Origin of the sequence: Austwickia chelonae NBRC 105200 (genome assembly GCF_000298175.1) — a bacterium.
Lineage (GTDB): Bacteria > Actinomycetota > Actinomycetes > Actinomycetales > Dermatophilaceae > Austwickia > Austwickia chelonae.
Genome location: NZ_BAGZ01000005.1, coordinates 416668 through 437301 on the forward strand (window position 1 = coordinate 416668; position 20634 = coordinate 437301).

At 66.2% G+C, this 20634-nt stretch carries 15 protein-coding genes; 6 read left to right on the forward strand and 9 right to left on the reverse strand.

From position 1 onward, the window contains the following. The first annotated feature begins 98 nt into the window (after nt 1-98). Nucleotides 99-1991: a penicillin-binding transpeptidase domain-containing protein gene (locus AUCHE_RS05045; RefSeq protein ID WP_006502191.1), complete on the forward strand. Its 1893-nt coding sequence runs from the start codon at nt 99-101 to the stop codon at nt 1989-1991. 103 nt (nt 1992-2094) lie between these two features. Then, nucleotides 2095-2880: a zinc transporter ZupT gene (gene zupT / locus AUCHE_RS05050; RefSeq protein WP_006502192.1), complete on the forward strand. Its 786-nt coding sequence runs from the start codon at nt 2095-2097 to the stop codon at nt 2878-2880. Between the two features lie 289 nt (nt 2881-3169). On the opposite strand, the gene AUCHE_RS05055 is transcribed toward zupT, so the two are convergent. Next, complete coding sequence (locus tag AUCHE_RS05055; RefSeq protein WP_217994344.1) at nt 3170-3664, reverse strand: hypothetical protein; 495 nt, start codon at nt 3662-3664, stop codon at nt 3170-3172. 115 nt (nt 3665-3779) lie between these two features. Here AUCHE_RS05055 and AUCHE_RS05060 point away from each other — a divergent pair, with 115 nt between their 5' ends. Next, the gene (locus AUCHE_RS05060) at nt 3780-4742 is read left to right on the forward strand and encodes an MBL fold metallo-hydrolase (protein WP_006502194.1); all 963 of its coding nucleotides are present in this window, start codon (nt 3780-3782) and stop codon (nt 4740-4742) included. Nucleotides 4743-4891: 149 nt separating this feature from the next. Here AUCHE_RS05060 and AUCHE_RS05065 read toward each other — a convergent pair whose 3' ends face one another. From AUCHE_RS05065 to ord, 7 genes are all read right to left on the reverse strand, one after another. Further along, entirely contained in the window at nt 4892-7879 is a 2988-nt protein-coding gene (locus tag AUCHE_RS05065) for a beta-galactosidase (protein ID WP_162137218.1), read from the reverse strand. A 36-nt stretch (nt 7880-7915) separates the two neighbouring features. Then, nucleotides 7916-9061, reverse strand: a complete 1146-nt coding sequence (alr, locus tag AUCHE_RS05070; RefSeq protein ID WP_040321618.1) for an alanine racemase — start codon at nt 9059-9061, stop codon at nt 7916-7918. Between the two features lie 23 nt (nt 9062-9084). Next, complete coding sequence (locus AUCHE_RS05075; protein WP_006502197.1) at nt 9085-10164, reverse strand: alanine racemase; 1080 nt, start codon at nt 10162-10164, stop codon at nt 9085-9087. 6 nt (nt 10165-10170) lie between these two features. Then, a complete protein-coding gene (locus AUCHE_RS05080) occupies nt 10171-11529 on the reverse strand; it encodes a glutamate mutase L (RefSeq protein ID WP_006502198.1) in 1359 nt (452 codons plus the stop codon). Continuing rightward, complete coding sequence (gene oraE / locus AUCHE_RS05085) at nt 11526-13820, reverse strand: D-ornithine 4,5-aminomutase subunit OraE (protein WP_006502199.1); 2295 nt, start codon at nt 13818-13820, stop codon at nt 11526-11528. Before oraE ends, AUCHE_RS05080 begins: the two co-directional genes overlap by 4 nt. Then, entirely contained in the window at nt 13817-14185 is a 369-nt protein-coding gene (gene oraS / locus AUCHE_RS05090) for a D-ornithine 4,5-aminomutase subunit OraS (protein WP_040321621.1), read from the reverse strand. The genes oraE and oraS overlap by 4 nt, the downstream gene beginning before the upstream one ends. 62 nt (nt 14186-14247) lie before the next feature. Beyond that, entirely contained in the window at nt 14248-15288 is a 1041-nt protein-coding gene (gene ord, locus AUCHE_RS05095) for a 2,4-diaminopentanoate dehydrogenase (RefSeq protein WP_006502201.1), read from the reverse strand. 281 nt (nt 15289-15569) lie between these two features. Here ord and AUCHE_RS05100 point away from each other — a divergent pair, with 281 nt between their 5' ends. Next, nucleotides 15570-16343: a hypothetical protein gene (locus AUCHE_RS05100; RefSeq protein WP_006502202.1), complete on the forward strand. Its 774-nt coding sequence runs from the start codon at nt 15570-15572 to the stop codon at nt 16341-16343. 114 nt (nt 16344-16457) lie between these two features. Continuing rightward, a complete protein-coding gene (locus AUCHE_RS05105; protein ID WP_040321448.1) occupies nt 16458-17225 on the forward strand; it encodes a hypothetical protein in 768 nt (255 codons plus the stop codon). A gap of 132 nt (nt 17226-17357) precedes the next feature. Here the strand turns inward: AUCHE_RS05105 and AUCHE_RS05110 are convergent, their stop codons facing one another. After that, entirely contained in the window at nt 17358-19820 is a 2463-nt protein-coding gene (locus tag AUCHE_RS05110) for a nitric-oxide reductase large subunit (RefSeq protein ID WP_143114897.1), read from the reverse strand. 96 nt (nt 19821-19916) lie between these two features. Here AUCHE_RS05110 and AUCHE_RS05115 point away from each other — a divergent pair, with 96 nt between their 5' ends. Further along, nucleotides 19917-20618 carry a helix-turn-helix transcriptional regulator gene (locus AUCHE_RS05115; protein ID WP_162137219.1) on the forward strand — a complete coding sequence of 234 codons (702 nt, stop codon included), beginning with the start codon at nt 19917-19919 and terminating at the stop codon, nt 20616-20618. The last annotated feature ends 16 nt before the right edge of the window (nt 20619-20634 follow it).

A 20634-nucleotide genomic window follows, 5' to 3' on the forward strand; every position in this document is an offset into this window, starting at 1 on the left:
AACTCTTCCGGACAGAACGGACGGAGACAGGCCCCGTCCTCATCTCCCGGCGCCGCCCGGGATCTCCTGCAGCGCCACGCCGGCCAAGGAGCAGCCCGATGAGCGTCGCCAAGGTCAGGATCATCGCCGCCGTCCTCGCGTGTGCCCTCGTACTCGCCGGAGTGATCGGCTACCGGGCGTCGGTCGCTCGCCAACAGAAGGACGACCTCTCAGCGGCCGCCGCAGCGCTGGCCGAGGGGCTTCGCACCGGGAAGCTTCCCCCCGGTCACGTAGAAGGTGCCCCGGATGTGGCCGCGCTCCTCGAGGAGACCACTGCCAGCACCCACGACGTCGATGTCACCGATGTCCAGGTCGACGGCGAGCGGGGGCGGGTCACCCTGCGCCACCGGTGGACGCCCCGACCGGGTGGGGACCCCTACACCTACCCGGTGGAGGCCGAGTTCTCCAGGGCGGACGGGCGATGGATCACCCGCTGGTCCCCGCCGCTCCTGGCACCCGGCCTGAAGGATGACGAACGTCTGCGGGTCACGCGCCGTTCGGGAGCCCGCGGTGACATCCTGGACCACACCGGCGCTCCGCTGGTCACCCTCCGGAAGGTCGTACGCATCGGCATCGACCGGAGCGCCGTCACCAAGGAGATCGCCGTGGCCTCGGCCGGTGTCCTGGCCCGCGCCCTCGACCTGGGCGTCGCCTACCCGGAGAGTGTCGGCAGCGCCGGGGAGAAAGCCTTCGTCCCGGCGCTGACCGTGCGCGATCCCAGCCCCGAACTGACCGCGGTCTCCCAGTTGAGCGTCCCGGGTCTGCTCATGCAGGAGGACGAACTACCGCTGCCACCCACCTCTTCCTTCGCCAAAGCCCTACTCGGCGGAGTGGGCGAAGCCACCGCCGAGATCGTGGAGAGATCCCAGGGGAAGATCTCCCCCGGGGAGATGGTCGGTATCGGCGGGCTGCAAGCCGCCCAGGAGCAGGTCCTGGCCGGCACGCCGCGCACCACTTGGCAAGCCGTCTCTGCTCGAGGGGAGAGCCGCGTCCTCCACGTCACGAAGGAACGTCCGGGCCGGGCGGTGGGCACGACCCTCGACCAGAACGTCCAGACAGCCGCAGAGGACGCGCTCTCGACCGTGTCCACCACATCGGCCCTGGTGGCGATCCGACCTTCGGACGGCGCGGTCCTGGCCGCGGCGAGCGGGCCCGGCGGCAAAGGAGATCCCACCGCGACCTTATCCATGTATCCGCCCGGTTCCACCTTCAAAGCGGTGACCGCGCTGGCCGCTCTCCGCTCCGGTCTGTCACCGTCGTCCTCGGTGAGCTGCCCGGCCACCCTCGTCGTGGACGGACGGACCTTCAAGAACTACGACGGATACCCGAACTCGAAACTCGGCACGCAAACACTGCGTTCGGTCTTTGCCCAGTCGTGCAACACCGCGTTCATCGGCCTGCGCGACCGAATCGGAGAGAAAGCCCTGACCGAAGCTGCAGCCAGCCTGGGATTGACCGGCGAGCCCACCTTGGGGGTTCCCGCCGAGACGGGCAAGGTACCGGCCCCGTCCGGAGAAACCGAACGAGCGGCGAGCCTGATCGGCCAGGGGCGAGTCGAAAGCACTCCGCTGGGAATGGCGGCCGTCGCCGCGTCCATCGCCGACGGACGCACCGTGTCCCCGATGCTCGTACGCGATCCGGCCCCGCAGCAGAAACCTTCCTCGGGCACACCGCTGAGCCCTGAAGAAGCAACTTCTTTAAGGGACTTGATGCGTGCGGTGGTTACCGAAGGCAATGCGCCGCTGCTCGCCGACGCTCCCGGTGGAGCCGTCGCCGCCAAATCGGGCACCGCGGAGTACGGCACCGGGACGCCTCCGCGCACTCACGCCTGGATGATCGCCGCCCAAGGGGATCTCGCTCTCGCTATCTTCGTCGCCGATGCCGGCGGTGGAGCGAGCGATGCCGGCCCGGTGGTGAAGAAATTCCTGACCGCGCTGGCCTCCTCACGGTGATGAGCGCGGAACCGGCGGCGCAGCGGACCCTTCCGCTCCTGCTCGACCCGCGCCACGGTGGGTTACCGTGGACCGTCCTCGACCGAGAACGACAGGAAACCGGATGAGCCCGGTGGGTTATGCACTCACTCTGTCCCTCTTCGCCGGGCTGTCCACCGGCATCGGCAGCCTTCTGGGTGTCGCGGCCAGGCAGACCTCGCCGAAGCTCCTGGCGAGCAGTCTGGGGCTGTCAGCAGGGGTCATGTTGTACATCTCCCTGGTGGAGCTCGTCCCTGGAGCACAGGAGTCATTGCGCACGGCCCTGGGTGAGCACGGTGGGTGGGTGGCAGTCACGGCCTTCTTCTGCGGGGTCGCTCTCATCGGTGTCATCGACGCCCTGGTCCCCTCGGAGGTCAATCCGCACGAGACGCACACCGACCCGGAGTCGGTCCATCAGGCCCAGTTGATGCGGATGGGGCTGCTCACCGCGGCGGCGCTGGCGATCCACAACTTTCCTGAGGGGTTCGCCACTTTCATGACGGCGATCTCCTCCCCCGATCTGGGCCTGCCGGTAGCGGTCGCGGTGGCCGTGCACAATGTTCCCGAAGGTATCGCGGTGGCCGTGCCGGTCTATTTCGCTACCGGCTCCCGTGCGAAGGCCTTCGGCTATTCGTTCGCGTCGGGCCTGGCCGAACCGGCAGGTGCGCTCCTGGCTTATCTGGTGTTAGCGCCCTATCTCACCCCGGCGGTGACCGGGGTCGTCCTGGCTGGGGTCGCCGGGATCATGGTGTACATCTGCTTGGACGAACTGCTACCGAGCGCTCATGCCTACGGCGAGCATCATGTGGCTCTCGCCGGGGTGATGTCCGGGATGTTCGTGATGGCGGTCAGTCTTCAGCTGCTCGGTTGAGTCGTCGCCGTCGGTGGAGACGGTCGAGCGGGCCGTGCACGCCATCGACACCGTCGGGATGGACATCGTCCGATGCCACCTTCGACGGGTCGTCCCTGGCGCAAGCCCTGCACGGCCGACCCGACCATGATCCGAGGCATCGAGGACGCGCCAGATCGTTTTCCCTCAAGGGCGACCTGGCCTGTGGAGAGGACCCGGCCGCACTGTCGACCCTAGTGGACAAAAGCCTCATAAAGGCTTCGACGCGCACCCCCGTCGAACTTCGGGATTCGTCAGTCCCAGAAAGGGATCAGCCTGCGATGCTCGAGGAGACCGGATTCTCGGCGGGCGGGGTCGGGCAGGCCACCTGCCCACGCAGGCGCACCACAAGTGCCCAGGACAGAAGCATCATCCCAGCGACGGCCAGGAAGGGCTGGACGGGTGCGAACCATTGCATCGCACCGGTCGACCCCAGGGCGAGCAGGACCACCTTGTTGCAGACCGGGCAACCCACGGCGAAGAAGGCCAGCAGGCCCCCGACGGTGCCACGCCTGCTCAACGGGTCCGGCTCGGCCGAGGTGTCATGATCACGGACGTAGGTGGCGACGATCAGGCCGCTGAGCAGGCCGGTAACGGCCAGCACCGGCCAGGACCATGGCGTGACGGGAACGGAACGACCGAAGAGGGGCGTCGGGATCATCGCCGAGGGAATCCCGACGACCAGGACGGTCACCAGCGCGGCCAGAGCAGCAGTGACCCAGTGCCGACGACTCCAGCCGGCCATCGCGATCAGGGGACGAGGCATCGGGCCACCGTATCCGTCGAGCGGTCCGCCCGGGTAGTTCTGTTCGCCGTCCGCACCGGGAAGAGTCAGACGATCTGCGGCGAATGCCCGGACTGGGTTGTTACCATCCGGCGCCATGACGAAACCCACGCCTGCCGACCCCTCGGCCGCTGTCTCTCTCGCTCCGGAGGTCGACGAGGTCGCGCCGGGGGTCTACGCCTATGTCCAACCCGATGGTTCCTGGTGGGTGAACAACTGTGCCTTCGTCGTCGGTGACGATTCCACGCTTCTGGTCGACACCTGCGCGACGGCCGAACGCACCCGGGCCCTGCTGGAGGAGGTAGCGGATGCCAGCGGCGGGCGTCCGCTGCGTTATGCAGTGAACACACACCTGCACGGGGACCACACGTACGGCAATGTGTTGCTTCCTGAGCGGACCGTGCTCGTCGGTCACGAGCGGATGCGGGCGGGTCTTGCCGCGGATCCGTTCGTGTGTGGTTGTCCGCCGCTGTGGGAGCGTCCTTTGGACTGGGGTGTCGACGGGCAGCGCAGGTTGCCCGATCTGACCGTGTCCGGGGACGCAAGTGTGTACGTCGGTGACCAGGAGGTTCGTGTGGCCCACCCCGGTCGGGTCGCTCATACGGATGGTGACCTGGTCGTTCATCTGCCTCAGCAGCGGGTGTTGGTCACCGGTGACCTGGTCTTCAACCGGGTGACCCCGATGGTCGCGATGGGCTCGGTGACGGGCGCACTGGCGTCTCTCGACTGGCTGGCCGGATTCGAGGCCGAGGTGATGATTCCCGGGCACGGACCGGTGCTGCGCGGCACCGAGGACATCAAGGTCTGCCTGGAGGACATCCGCCGTTATCTCGAGTTCGTGCTGACGAGGGCGAAGGCCGGCCTGGCTGCGGGCGCGTCACCCTTGGAGACGGCGGCTGAGACCGAGTTGGGTGAGTATGCGGACCGCCCGGACGCCGAACGACTCGTCCTGAACCTGCACCGCGCCTATACCGATCTGTCCGGGGCGCCTTTCGACCTGCTCGGTGCTTTCAAGGACGCCTTGGCCTGGCACGGCGGGCCATTACCCACCCACGTGTGAACCGTGTGACAGGCCGATCAACATGTCAGTCGGCAGGCAGCTTTCCTTCTGATCTCACGCCTTAAAGACGTAAGTTGCTCTCTCGTTTCTCCACAGCCTCAGGGTCAACGGAGTCGACAACGATCCCCGTCCGCCGTCCGACCAGAAGGTCAACGAAACAGCTGGCCGTACGAAAGTGCCGGGTTCGTCCGCTGCGATGGCCCACCGAGCACTCCGGACCCGATGAGGAGACTGACCCGGTCAGGGCCGACCCCTGCATCCTCGGACTCGATGACCACAGAGATCTCGTTCTCCCCAGCAGCGCGCAGGAAACCGCCAGGCACCACGAATTCCTGCTGAGGGCCTACATGATTGATGTAGTTACCGGTCAGCCAACCGTTGACGAAGATGATCGCCCGGTAGCGATCCTGGCGGAAATGAACATCGTCGACACGCAGACTCACCGGGGTATCTTGTCCCCCAGGCAGATCGAGACGCACAGCAGTGCGGTACCAGCGCACCCCTGGACGGTCGGCATTCAGTCCTGCCACCGGGACGAAACCGGCGGCAGGAGCCTGCGGCAGATGCCATCCCTGCCGTTCACCGAAGAGGCCACCGTTGTTGTAGGCCCCACGAGCGACATCCACTGGGCGGCGTCCACCGATCGCTCCTTGCATCTTCCATGAGATCCTGCCCGCGCCGGGGAAGGCTACGTCCCACAGTCCCCTGCCGTGTTTGGACAGGCTCAAGGCAGCGCCGTCCACAGGATGACCGTTGTTGCGGACCAGGATCGCGACCTTCGCCGGTTCGCCACGGCGCATAGCCTCCCGGGGGACCTGATGAATTCTGGGGCCGTCGCCCTGCGATCCGACGTAGATGCCGTTCACCCACACCATCGCCATGCCGTGTCGACCGGTGCGCGCCGAGACCGTGACCGTACTTCCCGAAGTGTGCGGGGTGAAGGTTCCTCGGTACCAGAGGTCGCCGTGATCGAATCCGTAGTCCTCGCCGGTCATCACGATGCGTTGGGCCGGTCCCGGTCCGTGCAGGAGGTTCGCGGCCTTCTTCTTCGTCAGCGGGGTCCACGTCCGGTCGTCGAACTCGGGGAGACGTTCGGGGTCCGATTCTCGACCGACCCACGTGTCCAACGAGATATGCCGTCCCGTGGGTCGGGGACCAGGCAGGTCGGCGACCAGCGCGCCGAAGGCGTCACGGATGGCCGGTACGGGGGTGCCGTTCCAGGTCAACGAGGTGACCCCGGCAGGAGCATCGACTTGCAGCCGACTGGCGGCAGCGGTGTCGCCACGCAAGACGATCGTCGTGCCCTCCCGGATCGCCGAACGCACCAGGTCGACACCAGCGACCCGGATACTTCCGCCGACCGACAGGTCAGGGTGCCAGATCTGCCCGTACGCGGCCCGGTCGGCGAAGATCAACGAGAGTTCCTCACCGACGGACCGTAAAGTCACCCGGCCGATCCCCTGGTGGACGGCGTTGATGCGTAGCTCATGGCGGGCTTGGTCCCAATGGGTCTCGATGCCCCGGTCTGCGATGACTTCCGGGCGGACGGCCAGACGTAGAACGGTCTCGCTCTCCTGGGAGAGCGGCGCGGTGAACGTCGCAGTGGCCCGCCCCGGCGACACCGTCGAGCCGGCGAGTTGTGCTGTGGTGTATTGGATCCGATGAGGTCCGACCTGATGGTCGACGACGAGCGCGAGCGCATCCCGTCCGTTCAGGACGACCGATGCCTCTTCCTTCTGCGGAACACGCCGGTAGGTGTGCCCATCGACAGTCAGTGGGAGGGAGAACCGGCTGATGCGTTCGTCGTTGGAGTGACGATGCCGGAGCGTCAGCAGCCGGGTCGGACCGTCCTCGGCCTGACGCCATTCGGCGAGCACCCGGCGACGGTCCGGCCCCTCGATCCCGTGAACCCGGCCGACCGCCCTGGTAGCTGCCAAAGCAGGCACGGCACGCTGAAGTTGGGCGAATTCCTTCTGAACGACAGCTTTTCCGCGCAGTGTCCGGTTCTCCGCGATCGGGGCGCCGTAGTCGTACGAGGTGAATCCCGTGGACGGATCCCCGGTCCATCCCCAGTTCGTCCCGCCGTACTGCATATAGGTGTTGTGCATGGTCACCCCGTTGGCGAGATTGTTCACCGTGAACTGCCGGGTGAACCGGTCGTCGACGAACCGGGCGCAGTCATCTGCCTGATGGCTGGCGCCCCAAGGGGTGAAGGCTCCGCCCTGTCCTTCAGCGATGAATACCGGAGTACTCGGTGAGTAACGGCGGACCCGCCGTTCGAAATGGGTGTCGAGTCGGGCCCGAGCACCTGCGCAGGAGAACAACAACGGGTAGAAGTCGAATGCGTACAGTTGGAGAGACTCGCCTCCCGGTTTGCCCGGCGCGTACCAGCCGTGGCCGGGGCCGTAGTCATTGTGGAAGAGCGGAACAGTAATGCCATTGGCCCGAACTGCCTGCGCCAAGGTATTCAGGTAACGTCCGGTGAACGGGGTGAACATCTCGTTCTCGATCTGATGGGCGATGACGGTGCCACCGCCGTCGGTCAGTTGATGTCGCGCGATGATCCGATCGACAGCAGCCAACCACTCGAGCTCGGCGGCAAGGTTGTCCGCAGCACCCACTCGAGGCAACCCGGCGTAGGTACTCAGATACGGGGGGAAACCGCCCATACTCGTCTCCGCCTGAATATACGGTCCTGGCCTGGCGATGACATACAGTCCCACCTCTTCCGCCATCTGCAGGAGGAGGTCGACGTCACGGACCCCCGAGAAGTCGAAAACCCCCCGCTCCTGGCTGTGGTACCCCCAATGGAAGTAGAGGCTGACCGTGTTGAACCCGGTGGCCTTCATCTTCTCCAACACGTCACGCCACAGATGCTGCGCTGGTAAACGCCAGTAATGGAATTCTCCGGAAATGATCGGCGTACGCCGACCGTCGACGACCAAGGAATGCTCGTCCCAAGTAAGGGCATGGCCCCGAACATCTCGAAGCGGAACAGTCGGGGCCGTGACCACAGGTGATGCCGCGACGGCCTCGGCCCGTAACGGGGCCGCCGCCACACGGAAGGGCATGGCTGCCACCCCAGACAGCAACACCGCCCCCACGGCGGCACCGACCCTCAGCCGACTCCCGGACATCGACTCCCCTCCCCTGCGCTCACCACCCCGCATCGCTCACACCGTGCTCGTGACCTCGGCATACTCGTGGAACCGGCTCACCCGTGCCGCGATCCGACAGGTCACCTCGTAAGGGATGGTGTCCAAAGCGGCGGCCAGGTCGGCCGCAGTGATCTGCTCCGCACCGTCCTCGCCCAGGAGAACCACCCGATCACCCACGGCGAGACCTCCGTCCGGGCCTGCGTCCACCATCAACTGGTCCATGCACACCCGGCCCACCACCGGCAGTCGACGCCCACCCACGAGCACCTCGCCCCGGTTCGACAAACGGCGGTCATAACCGTCGCCGTATCCGACCGGGACAGTCGCCACCTGCGTGGCCACCGGGGCCGTCCAGGTACGTCCGTAGCCGACCGTGCCCCCCTGAGGCACCTCCTTGACGAAGGACACCCGCGACTCCCAGGTCAACGCCGCGCGCAGAGGCACCGTACGCGGAACCCCTGGGTCGGGATAACTCCCGTAGAGCATCACCCCCGGACGGACCATGTCCATCCACGAATCCGGATGTGCCAGGACGCCGCCCGAATTCGCGGCATGAGCGATGACCCTCCGCCCCAGATCTTCCTCCACCGCCCGATGGCAGTCGGCGAAAGTCCCGATCTGGGCCGCAGTGAACTCGTCCTGAGCCGGCGTGTCACTCACCGGGAGATGGGTGAACATCCCCTCCAGGTACAGATGCGGACACTCCTCGGCGATCCTCCGAGCCAGGTCAGGAGCCGCTCCCGGCAGGCAACCGATCCGGCCCATCCCCGTATCGACCTTCAGATGAACCGCCGCAGACACCCCCAGATCGGCAGCCGCCCGCTCGACGACATCGATCGTCTCCGCATCGCACACCGTCAAGGTCAGCCGGTGAGCCACCGCGGCCCGGGCCTCCTCCGGGAAGACCGGCGACAACTTCAGGACCGGCAAGGACACCCCGGCCTCCCGGAGCGCCACCCCCTCCGGGACCGTCGCCACCCCGAAGAAGTCCGCAGCCCCCGCCTCCTGCACGGCTGTCGCGATCGGCACCGCCCCGTGCCCGTACCCCTCGGCCTTGATCGCCATGAGGATCTGCCGATCCGGGCCGACCCGATCACGGACCGCCGCCAGATTCGCGAGCACCGCATCCAAATGCACCCGGGCACATGTCTGGTAAAGCATGATGACCACCCTAGATCTCAGATTCAGCCGCGTAAGGCCACCTTCTGGACGTAATGGGATGTCGACAGGGCCAACAGCGCCGCATAGGACGGCCAGAAACCGACGGGTCCGCCCAACCGGATATCACCGACAGCATCCTCGACATCGAGAATGAGATGGTCGCTGCTGGCCCCGACGATCAAGATGCCCTCGTCCTGAGGGGTCAACCCGTCGATCGCGGCATCCTGACGGCCGATGTTCACGATCGCCCTCAACCTGGTCCCCCGATCCGGGAACTCCGGGCACTCCCCGAAAGCATTCTGCCCACGGTCACCGATCGGAACACTCGGCTTACGTTCCAGCTCCACGACCTCCCCGACGAGACGCACCGTGTCCTGCCTGGTGGACGGCCACGGGCTGCGGTCGAGGACGTTCCGGCCCAGGACGATCGACTCCCCGATCCGGAAATGGTTGATCTCCTTGGGCATCTGCCCGCTCGCCAACAGCGGAAGACTCGAAGAGTTCCCTCCCGAGAGCAAGCCCAGTTCCAGGCCGGTCGCTGCGCGGCAGGCGTCCCGCACCGAGATCAGCCCCCGCATGTTCTCCACACTGGGAATGACACCGCCGTAACAGGCCAGGTTCGCGCCCAGGCCCAACAGGTCCAGATGCGGGAGCCGCGCCGCCTCCGTGACCAGCTCCACCGCACGGTCGGGCCACACCCCTTCCCGCAGGTCCCCGATGTCGACCATCACGACGACCCCGTGGCTGGTTCCGGCCTGCCCGGCCGCCTCCGAAAGGATCCGCAGGGTCGACAGGCTCGAGTTCAACGTGATGTCCGCACAACGCACCACGTCCGGCACCGACGACGGCGAAGGGATCCGCAGCAGCATCTGCGGCAATCCCGTGCCCAACCCGGCCAAGCCCATCAGGTTCAGGATCCGACTGTCCGCGAGCTCGTCCACGCCCCCGTCGACCAAGGCGCGCACCACCGCGGGATGCGCGCAGGTCACCTTCGCGACCCCGGCCACCCGGGCCCCGTGCGCACGACACAGACCCACCACGGCCCGGGCGTTCTCCGTGATGCGATCCGGATGGATCTCCAGGCGGGGCGTACGCAGATACACGTGAGATCACCGGCCTTCGTCGAAGGAATCCGCCCACCGGCGCAGCGTCCTGCTCACCTCGTCGGGATAGGTACGCGCCAAGGTGCCCAAAGCGGAGAAACGGTAACGGTCGTCGACCAACAGGTGGGCGTCCACCGGCGGCAACAGATGCCGTCCCGGACCGGCGCACACGGCTCGGAGGACATCAGCCGCACCAGGCACCTTCGTCAGGGCTCCGCCGGTGGCCACCACCCAACGCACCGCGGTCAGGTCCTTCCCTCTGACGACCTGACGTTTCCCGGTCGGCGTATAGATGTCGGCCAAGGTGCCGGCGTGTCTGCGGATCCCGGCCTCCACCGCGCGTTCGGCCAGCCAACGGGTCAGGGCCCGCTCCCGGTCGGTGCCCGGCATCGCGGTGAGCACCTCCAGCCGTTCGGCCCAGTCCGGTTCACCCGAAGCTTGGGCCACTGTGCGAGCGTTCACGTACACCCCGAGGTCACCTTCGACGGTACGTTTCGCCCGTGGTTCGGGTTCCACCACGGCAGCGGACAGTTCGAGCGATCCGTCGGTGACCGAGTGCACATCGGTGGTGGCCCCGCCGACGTCGACCACCAGGACGTCTCCGATGGCCTCGGCGAATCTCTCCGCGGCCATCAACACCGCACCTGGCGTGGGGAGGACCTCCGCCTCGGTGAGCTCGGCCAAGGCACCCATTCCTGGTGCGTGGACGATGTGTTCGCTGAAGACGTCATGGATCAGCACCCGGAGGGGATCCACATTCAACACGTCCACATCCGGGAAGACGTTGTCCGCCACCAGGACCCGAACGCCATGCTCGGCGAAGGTCTCGGTCACCGCCGGGCGGGCCGCCACATTCCCGGCGTAGACCACCGGCGGATGCTCGGGCGATTCACCCAGGGCGGCGGCCAGATCCCGGGCGTTGGCGATCACGATATCCCGCTCCCCGTAATCGACCCCACCGGCGAGCAGCACGATATTCGGCTTCAGGGAGTGCAGCTCGGCCAGGTCGTAACCGGTCAGTCGGCCGGCGGTGACCTGACCGACGATCGCCCCCGCACCCAAGGACGCCTCCCGGGCCGCGCGGGTGGTCATGCTCGCCGTCAGACCGTGCACACTCATCCGGAGACCACCCGCTGCGGAGGAGTTCACGTGGGTCTCCACCCCGGTGACATCGATACCGAAGCGGCCACGCAGATCCTCCCGGGCGGCCGCCACGCCGACACCGACATCGCCCTCGGCCACACTTGTCGGGGCGAAACCCTGACCGACCTGCTCCAAGGCCCCGTCGCGGTGGGCGAAGGCATTCACCTTCGTGATAGTGCTGCCCACCTCGACGGTGACCACATCGGCCCGGTCGGTACTCATGCCGTTCCGTCAGCGTTCACAGGTGTTGACGAGGAGCCCTCGACGCTGCCCGCCTCACGCAGGCGGAGGGTCTTCACCATGGCGTCGACGACGTCGATCCCCTTGGTGCCCCGCCCGAAGGTGGCGTCGAGGCCGGTTTCGGCGGCCATCTCCCGGTTGACCTGAGTGCCGCCGGCGACCAGGACGAAACGGTCCCGGATACCTTTCTCGACACACAGTTCGGCCAGCTTGCGCATCATCTGCCGGTGGATGTCGTTGTGGCTGATGATCGTCGAGATGAGGATGGCGTCGGAACCGGTCTCGATGGCGGCATCGACCAGTTTCGTCAAGGGCACCGACGTCCCCAGATAGTGGTAAGCCACCCCGTACTTCTCGATGCCGCCGTGCTTGATGTCGAGGATCTCCCGCAGACCGACGCTGTGTTCGTCCTCGCCGACGGTCGCCGCGACGACGGTCAGCTGCCGAGCGGAGACCTCGGCGCGCAGTTCGTCCTCGGGGAGACGGATCTCCTTGACCGGAATGGTCAGGGAGTCCCTGCGGACATCGAAGGTGACCTTGCCCTTGACCTCGACGAAACAGCCTTCGGCGGCCTGCATGACCTGGATGTTGACCACGACGGGGTCGTCGAGGCCCATCCGCTTGGCCATCTCGACGGCATACACCTCGGCGACGTCCTCGGGTTGGGCCACGAAGAACTGGACCAGCACTGTGCCGTCGCCCGACCATTCGGCCTCGGGCCGGATCAGCTCACCGGAACGGTACGCTTTCGTAGCCGCGAGCCTCGTGTCGGCATTGTCCTGCTCGTCGAGTTCATCGATGAAGACGATCTTGTCGGGCTCGCACAGGGTGCAGCCGCTGATGGCTGCACAGGGCGCGGTGTCCGCGCCGGTGGACACGCCCATCTCGACGAGCAGATCGAGCGGCGGACGGCTGTTGCCGAAATGGTCACAGACTGGCGCCCAGTAGTCGTCGTCCCGCTCGATGATGGACCCGGCGCCCACCCCGCCGTCGGCGGCCCGGGCGATGCCGTCACCGTTGCGTTCGGGGTATTTGGCGGAGTCGACGAAGAACCCTTTCTCGACAGCGGCGAAGTAGCCGCCGTCGGCGACGACCTCGGCAAGGAAGGCGAGTGCGCGTTCCTTGATGTCGCGCACCATTTCCGGGAGGGGCCCCTCGGTGCGGAGGGAGACGAGGTCGTTGATCCCGTCGAGGGCCGACCAGGTCTGTTTGACGGTTTGCAGACCGCGGATGTTGTTGTAGTGCCAGGGGACGTTACGTCCTTCGTCCGGTGTGATGGTGGATTGGATGTCGGCCCTGGTCAACATGGAGATCAAGGTGTCGACGGTGTGGGTGCGGACGGCTTCCTCGATGTCGGCTTCGATGTAGCGGGTGTTCTGCTGAGCCCGCATCTTGTACTCGGAGAAGAAGTCACGCAGGGCGATGGCATAGGGCAGGTCGAACCAAAGTTTCGGTGCCGGAGGTGAGTTCGGGGGGACGGTGGACAGGCCGATAAGTCCTTTGTCCATGCCGACGGCCACGGAGAACGCCGTGTTCAGGCCGTGTTGCACCATCAGTTCGGGCATGACGAGCCAGCCGGCTTTGGCGGTGGCATTGGCATTGTGTGCGCCGTCGATCTGCAGGATCCCTGCTCCGCACATCACCTTCTTGGCTTCGGCGGCGTCGACGAAGCTGCGGTACATGTTCACGTTGCGGTAGAGCACGTTGTACTGCGGGTCCTGGTGTGCCCCGTTGACACCTTCCTCGGCGAAGAGCACGGCCACTTCGGGGCCGGCGACCCCGGAGACGTAGGAGTGGAAGTTGATGGGGCGACCGACTTCGTCCTCGATGGCGTCACAGGCCTTGCGGGAGGCTCGGATCTGCTTACGGGTGATGGGGACTCCGCCGATGCCTTCCGGAGTTCCTTCCAGGAGTCCGTCGATATGGGACTGACCGGTGGTCCGGATGACCATGAGATGGTCGGCGCCGTGCCAGGCGGCCATCCTCATCCGGCGGACGTCGTCCTCGAAACGCCCGGAGGCGATCTCGGTGGTGACGACACATTTGGGCTGGGGGTCGATGCCGTCGAAGTACTTGCTGGCCGGTAGCCCGAGAGAGTTCTTCAGCGGCTGGGCCGCGTCTCGGAAGTGGAAGGGTCCCATGGGGATCCCCTTGGCCGGCACCCGCCGCCAGGTCCATCCTTTCCTGCGGGGACGGTAACCGTCGAGATCTTCCATGAGGGTGTCGACATCGAGCTTGGTGTTGGGCTCCAAGGGTCCGAAGGTGGTGCTCATCGGACGCCCCCTGCCGTGGGGAACAGACCGTTCAGACAGTTCCCGTCCTCGGCGACGAGCCGGGCTGCGGTGCGCAGGTCGACACCTTCACGGTGCGCGAGACGTACCAGCACGTGGCCGGCCCCCTTGCCGAGAAGTCCGGCGTCGGCGATCCGATCGATGACGGCGTGGCTGCTGACGCTGTCGATCCCCATCCTCAGGAGCACCGAGCGCTCGATCGACGGGCTGGTGTGGGTCCGGGCCAGTTCGACCATGGGCGTGACGAGCTCACCGGCAAGTTGCCAGAAACGTTCTTTGAGTTCGTCGTCGCTCAGGCCGGAGAACTCGGCACGACGTGCCTCGTAGGCGGCCATCCGGGCAGTCATGTCGGTCACAGGGACACCTCTTCTCGGGAGGGGTTGGCGGTCTGGTGTCGTGGGGGCGGGGTTCAGACGCGTCGGCGGTAGGCGGCGGCTCCCATGAGCGCGGCGGGAACCGGTAGGTCGAGCATGTTCTTCAGGCCGGGGGTTGCCTCGACGACACGCGGGATGGAGTTGACGGCGATGCCCTTGGTCGCGGTTCCTCCGGCATATTCGGGGGTGATCTGCATGTTGATCTCGGGGACGCCCTTGATGGTGATGTAGTCACCGGTGCCTTGCCCTTCGAGTTCGGGGAGCACCTGTTGGGGGTGGACCAGGGTGAGGACGACTTCGTCCCCGCGGTAACCCAGGAGGGTCTGTTTGCAGCCGGCGACCATGCCCGGTTCCACGACGACGTGCGGTGTTTCGCGACGCACCGTGGAGACGATGGCTTCTCGGCGTTGTTCGATCCGGTCGATGTCCAGGCCGAGGGCGTCGGAGATCATCCGGGCCGATTCGGGGAAACCGATGTGGCCGTCGACGCTGCCGTCCTCGACGCCGGCAGCGAATTCCTCCGGGGTGAGGCCGACGCCCTGGGTGCGCATCACGGTGGGACCGTACGGGGAGAGGTCGTTGACCCGTCGGGCTTCGACGGAAGTGACCTGGTGGCATCCTGCGGTCAGCGCGACGACGAGCAGGTCCATGGACAGGCCGGGGTTCACTCCGGTGCCGAGCAGGGTGACCCCGTTGGCTTTGGCGAGCTCGTCGAGTTCGGCGGCGAGTTCGGGGTTCTGCGCTTCGGGCGAGGCCATCTCCTCGGCGATGGAGACGCAGTTGATCCCGGCGTTCAGGACGGTACGCAGGTCGGCCATCTGCTCGGAGACCCAGGAGGTGGTGGCGATGACGACGCAGTCGACCTCGTCTCGGCGCAGGATACTGCCGGGGTCGTCGGTGACGGTGACGCCGAGGGATCGTCCGATGTCGAGGACGTCACCGAGGTCACGTCCGACGTATTCGGGCCGGGTGTCGATCCCACCGACGAGTTCGAGCCCTTCCTTGTCGAGGACCAGACGGGCCATCCCGCTGCCCATGGCGCCCAGTCCCCATTGCACGACGCGAATGGTTGACATCGTGTATCGCTCCTTCTCTGGTGCGCGGCGGACGCGGTGGCGCCCGCTCCGGTAGTGCGACGGCGCACGCGAAACCGCCGCATCCGGTGATGATGCGGCGGGCTGTGAGAAGAGCCCTCCCTCTTATGGATCACACGGTAGCTATTTCAGGAGCACGGGGTGAGGAATCGGCGAAATCTGTACCAGTAATTCATTCGTGTCGCCGTCATATCGGCCTGATGGGTGGCTAGCGTCTGCAGTGTCCGCGGTGTCAGGGCCGTGGCCTCATCGAGGAGGGGACGATGATCGACGGTCGGGTGCAGGCTGCAGTCAATCTTCATGCGGTTCTCAGATCCTTGGAAGATCTGGTGTCCTTGGATCCTCGTGCTGCGGAGATGGTGCAAGGCGCACATACGAGGGTGACTTTCCGGGTTCCGGGGATTGCTCCGTTGTCGTTGACCTTCACCGACGGACGGGCGTCGTCCGGGCCGCGGAGCGGTCGCGCACCGGCCGGCCATGACGATGTCACCTTGGCGTTCGCCTCGGCGCGTCATTTCAATCGGGTGATCTCCGGTGAAGGTTTTCCACTACCGGTGCGAGGGTTTTCCAGGATGGCTTTCCTCCGGAAGGATCTTCCCTTGTTGTCCGGCCGTTTAGAGGCATTGTTGCGGCCTCTCGACCGAGAGATGCTCTCGCCTGAGGAACGGCGTATCTCATGGATCATGACGGCCTATATCGCTTTCTTCTCCATCGCTCCGGTGGCCAATCTCGACGAGCGTGGGCGGGCCAATGCTGCGCGGATGGCCGACGGCGATATCTCGGTCGAGGTGGTGGACGGCCCCGGGCTCACCGTCCGTTCTCGCTCGGCCAGGGTGGAGGTCGTCCGAGGGGCTCCGGCGGATCCGCGGGCGCGGATGGTCTTCGATTCGGTGTCCACGGTCGGTGCGATCCTCGAAGGTTCGTTGGACACCTATGCCGCGATCGGTGACGGACGTCTTGCCGTGTCCGGTTATATTCCGTCGCTGGACAATATGAACAAGTTGTTGTCGGGGGTCTCCTACTATCTCGCGGCGTGACCTGGCCGGTCGACGGGCCGTCGGGCGTCGTCGTTCCCGGGGGCGGCGGTCGTTCATAGGTAGGGCACAGGCGTCGGACATCATCCGGACGGCTCGGCTGCCGATGGTGAGGTCATGCCGAGGACCGCGCACGGGGAGACCACAGGGGCAGTTCTGGCGCGCAGGTTCGTCCTGGTCGGCGCTTGGGGGAGCTTGGCGGTGGTCACTGCGTTGTGCGTCGTCGACGGTTGGCTCACCTTGGTCGGTGATCTCGAGGATCTGTGGTTCACCGTCGGTGACCTGGCCAGTTTCTGGTCCACTGACCTGATGCTCCTCGAGATGATCTTCGCTGCGAAGATCCCTGCGGTGGAGCGTCTTTTCACGGAGGGCTCTGCTCGTACCCGGCGGTCCTTCGGAGCCGGTTCGCTGATCGCCCTGATGGTCTGTGTCCTGGCGACCGTCGCCGGTTATACGCAGGAAGAGCCCGAAACGCTGTGGTTGAACGTGGTGGACACCGTGATGGGCCTGCCGTTGACCTTGGTCGTGATGGTGGTGGCCCTGGCTGTCGTGTCGACGATCGCGGTGATCACCACGGTTCGGCGACGCTCGGTTCAGGAGATCCAGGACCTGATCGGACGTTGGGTCTTCCCGGTGTGTCTCCTCATGGTTCCTTTCGATCTGTGGGTCGATGCTGATCTGCTGAGTTCGCCGTGGACGAATGCTTACTGGTGGACGTTATGGCTGGTGACGGTGGTCGTGTCCGTGGTCTTCCGAGGCGGGGTGTCGGAGGCGCCGGGAGCGGTGGCCGGGCCCGCGCGGGGCCGTGGTGCGCGCGCGGAGCGACCGGGCCCGCAGGAGATGTTCGCCCTCCGGCCGAGGCCGACGAATACGCCGTCCGGGTGAGCTTCCGTCGAAGGTGGCGGTGGGGGCAGGGAGTCCGTCGGTTCCGTCAGTCCGGGTCGCCGGGTGCAGATCTCCAGATGCGGTCTGCGTCCGACGGCCCGGAACTGTGCAGGCTCGTTCCTCGAACGACGTCTACTCCTGACGTTCGGCAGCTCGTCGGTCCGGTTCCTCTCCGGTGCGAGCTGTGTCCGTGGCCACGCTGGTACCGGGGACGACGCGCTCCCGACCGTCCTTCAGGGAGTGCCCGGTGAGCAGCCCGACCATGAAGACGCCGATGGCGGCGGCACCGATCGAGAAGATGACGTCGCCGGGGACCCGCAGCCAGCGGATGAAGGTGAGTACGGGGGTGTAGAGGAAGGTGTCGCTGCGGGCGTACCAGAGGCCGTGTTCGACCGAGGCCCAGGCCTGGGCGAGGCCGAGCGGCAGCAGGGACACCAGCGCCATGGCGAGCAGGCCGCCGTTGAGGCACCAGAAACCGATCTTGATCCACCGGTCGTTCCATTCGCGTCCGGGCATGAGCGAACGGACGCAGAAGAGCATGAGCCCGATGCCGAGCATGCCGTAGACGCCGAAGAGCGCGGTGTGGCCGTGCAGCGGGGTCAGGTTGAGCCCTTGGACGTAGAACAGGGCGATCGGTGGGTTGATGAGGAAGCCGAAGACTCCGGCGCCGAGCATGTTCCAGAAGGACACTGAGACGAAGAAGTAGATCGCCCACTTGTAGCCGGCCACCCAGTCGCGCACCTTCAGCAGGGCCAGATGTCGGAAGGCTTCGAAACCGATCAGCGCCAGCGGCACCACTTCTAGCGCGCTGAAGCAGGCGCCGAGGGCGAGGACGACGGTGGGGCTGCCGCTGAAGTACAGGTGGTGTGCGGTGCCGATGATGCCGCCGAACAGGAAGATCACGGTGGAGGCGAGCGTGGCGGTGGTGGCTGCGGCGGTACGGAGCAGTCCGAGCCGGACGAAGAGGAAGGCGATGACGGTGGTGGCGAAGACTTCGAAGAACCCTTCGACCCACAGGTGCACGACCCACCACCGCCAGTATTCGGCGATGGACAGGTGGCTGGAGCGCCGCATCCCGAAGGCCGCGCCGTAGAAACTGGCGATGGCGAAGCAGCTGACCAGGAGCATGATGACCAGGGAGCGCTGGCTGCCGCCGGCGAGGGGTGCCTCGGGGGTGGCGTGCAGGGTGCCTTCGGCGGAGCTGCGGCGCAGCGCCGGGTAGACGGCGCGGAACATGAGCGCGAACCAGAGGAAGAGCCCGATGAACAGCCCGATCTGGAAGGCCCGGCCCAGGTCGACGTACTCGTAGCCTTGGGTGCCGACCCAGAAGCTCAGCTCACTGCCGTACCCGAGTTTGCCCATGATGGAGAGCCATTCGCCGATCATGGAGCCGAAGGTGACCAGCAGCAGGGCTACGAAGAGGATGTCGACGCCGAGTTTCTGGTAGGCCGGTTCCTTGCCGCCGACGGCGGGCGCGATGTACAGGCCGGTGGCCAGCCATGCGGTGGCGATCCACAGGATGCCGAGTTGGGTGTGCCAGGTGCGGACGACGGCGTACGGCAGCACTTTGTCGATGGGGATCCCGAAGAGGGCGCCGCCTTCGACGCCGTAGTGGGCGCTGATGATGCCGCAGCCGATCTGCAGCATGAAGAGCAGTCCGACGGCGAAGAAGTATTTGAGGGTGGCGCGTTGGGACGGGGTGGGCTGGTAGCCGAGCAGGGGGTCGTGGTCGGGGACGCGGTCGTGGACTTCTTCCTCGTCCTCGTGGAAGTGTGCGCCGTGGTAGTAGACCATCCCGGAGATGCCGAGCAGCAGGAGCACGATGGAGAGCAGGCTCCACATGATGTTGTCGGTGGGCGGCACGTTGTCGATGAGGGGTTCGTGCGGCCAGTTCTGGGTGTAGGTGGCGGTCTTGTCGGGGGCATTGGTGGAGGCCGCCCAGCTGGTCCACCAGAAGAAGGCGCTCATCTTGCGGGCGCTCTCCGGGTCGGGGAGGGTGCCGCGGGGGATGGCGTACGGCTCGTGGCCGTCGGCGAAGATCGCCGAGTAGTGCCGGGTGTTGGCTTCGAGTGCGGCGATGCGTTCGGGTGACAGGGTGATGGTGCCGGCGTCGGCCTGGTAGGTGTTGGTGCGCAGCGCTTCCTTGAGTCTGGCTTTCAGCGCGCCTTGTTTGGCGGCGGGGAGATCCGCGTACGAGGCGGCGCCCTCGTCCTTGGCCCAGGTGTCGAGCATCCCGGTGGCTTCGCGGTGCAGCCAGTCGGCGGTCCAGTCGGGCGCGACATAGGCGCCGTGTCCCCAGACGGAGCCGATCTGTTGTCCGCCGAGGGACTGCCAGATCTGCTGGCCCTTGATGATGTCGTCCTTCTCGAAGAGGGTGCGTCCTTCTTGGGTGACGACTCTGGTGGGTAGGGGCGGTTTGGCGGCGTTGATCTGGGTGCCCATCCAGAGCAGGACGGCGAAGGAACCGAGGACGACCATGACGAGGGCGATCCACCATCTCAGGTCTCGGTGTCTGAGGCGGGGCAGGGGTCGACGGGTTTCGGGAGGGATCGTGGCTGTGGGTTGTTCTCCCGCAGGGGAGGTGGCGGCATCCATTCTTTTTTTATACCAAACGGTGTAAAAATAAGGAAGCGACTCCGCCCACCCGCACCGATTCAGGGAAACCACCCCGGAGACGAGACCATGAACGGCATGACAGGTACCGCCGGCCCCCTCTCGACGCCGCCGCACACCGACATCGCCCGAGCCCTGGGAGATCCCACCCGCGCAGCCATCCACGACCTCATCCGAGACTCCTCCGAACCGGTGACCATCGCGCAGATCACCGAACGCCTCCAGCTGAACCACAACGGAATCCGTCGACACCTGGGCAAACTCCGCGATGCCGGACTGATCCTCGAGAACCGGGAGATCCCCACCGGACGAGGACGCCCCGGACTGATCTACACCGCCGCTCCCGGCCCCGAAGGACACTCCCCCACCGAACCGCACACCGAACTCGCACGCCTCCTGCTCCGTATGATCACCACCGGCCAGGACCCCCTGACCGTCGGACGAGAGGCCGGACGTCGGATCGCCACCGAACTCCGACCCGAAGACACCGGAACCGGACCCACACGCGGGGGCCGCAGCACACCGGACGAACTGGCCACCGCACTGGCGGCCGCAGCCCGGCGGATGGGCTTCGACCCGAAGCCACACACCTCGGGGAAGAGCACCGAGATCCTCCTGCGACGATGCCCCTTCGCCGCAGAAGTCGAGTTCTCCCCCGAGATCATCTGTCTCCTGCACCGAGGCATCGCCGAAGGCATCGGCGACGTCCTCCGCCCCGGGGCGACCATCCGCCTCGCCCTCGCCGACCCCCGCCGCGGCGGCTGTCGAATCTCCATGTGACGGGAATCACCGTCTC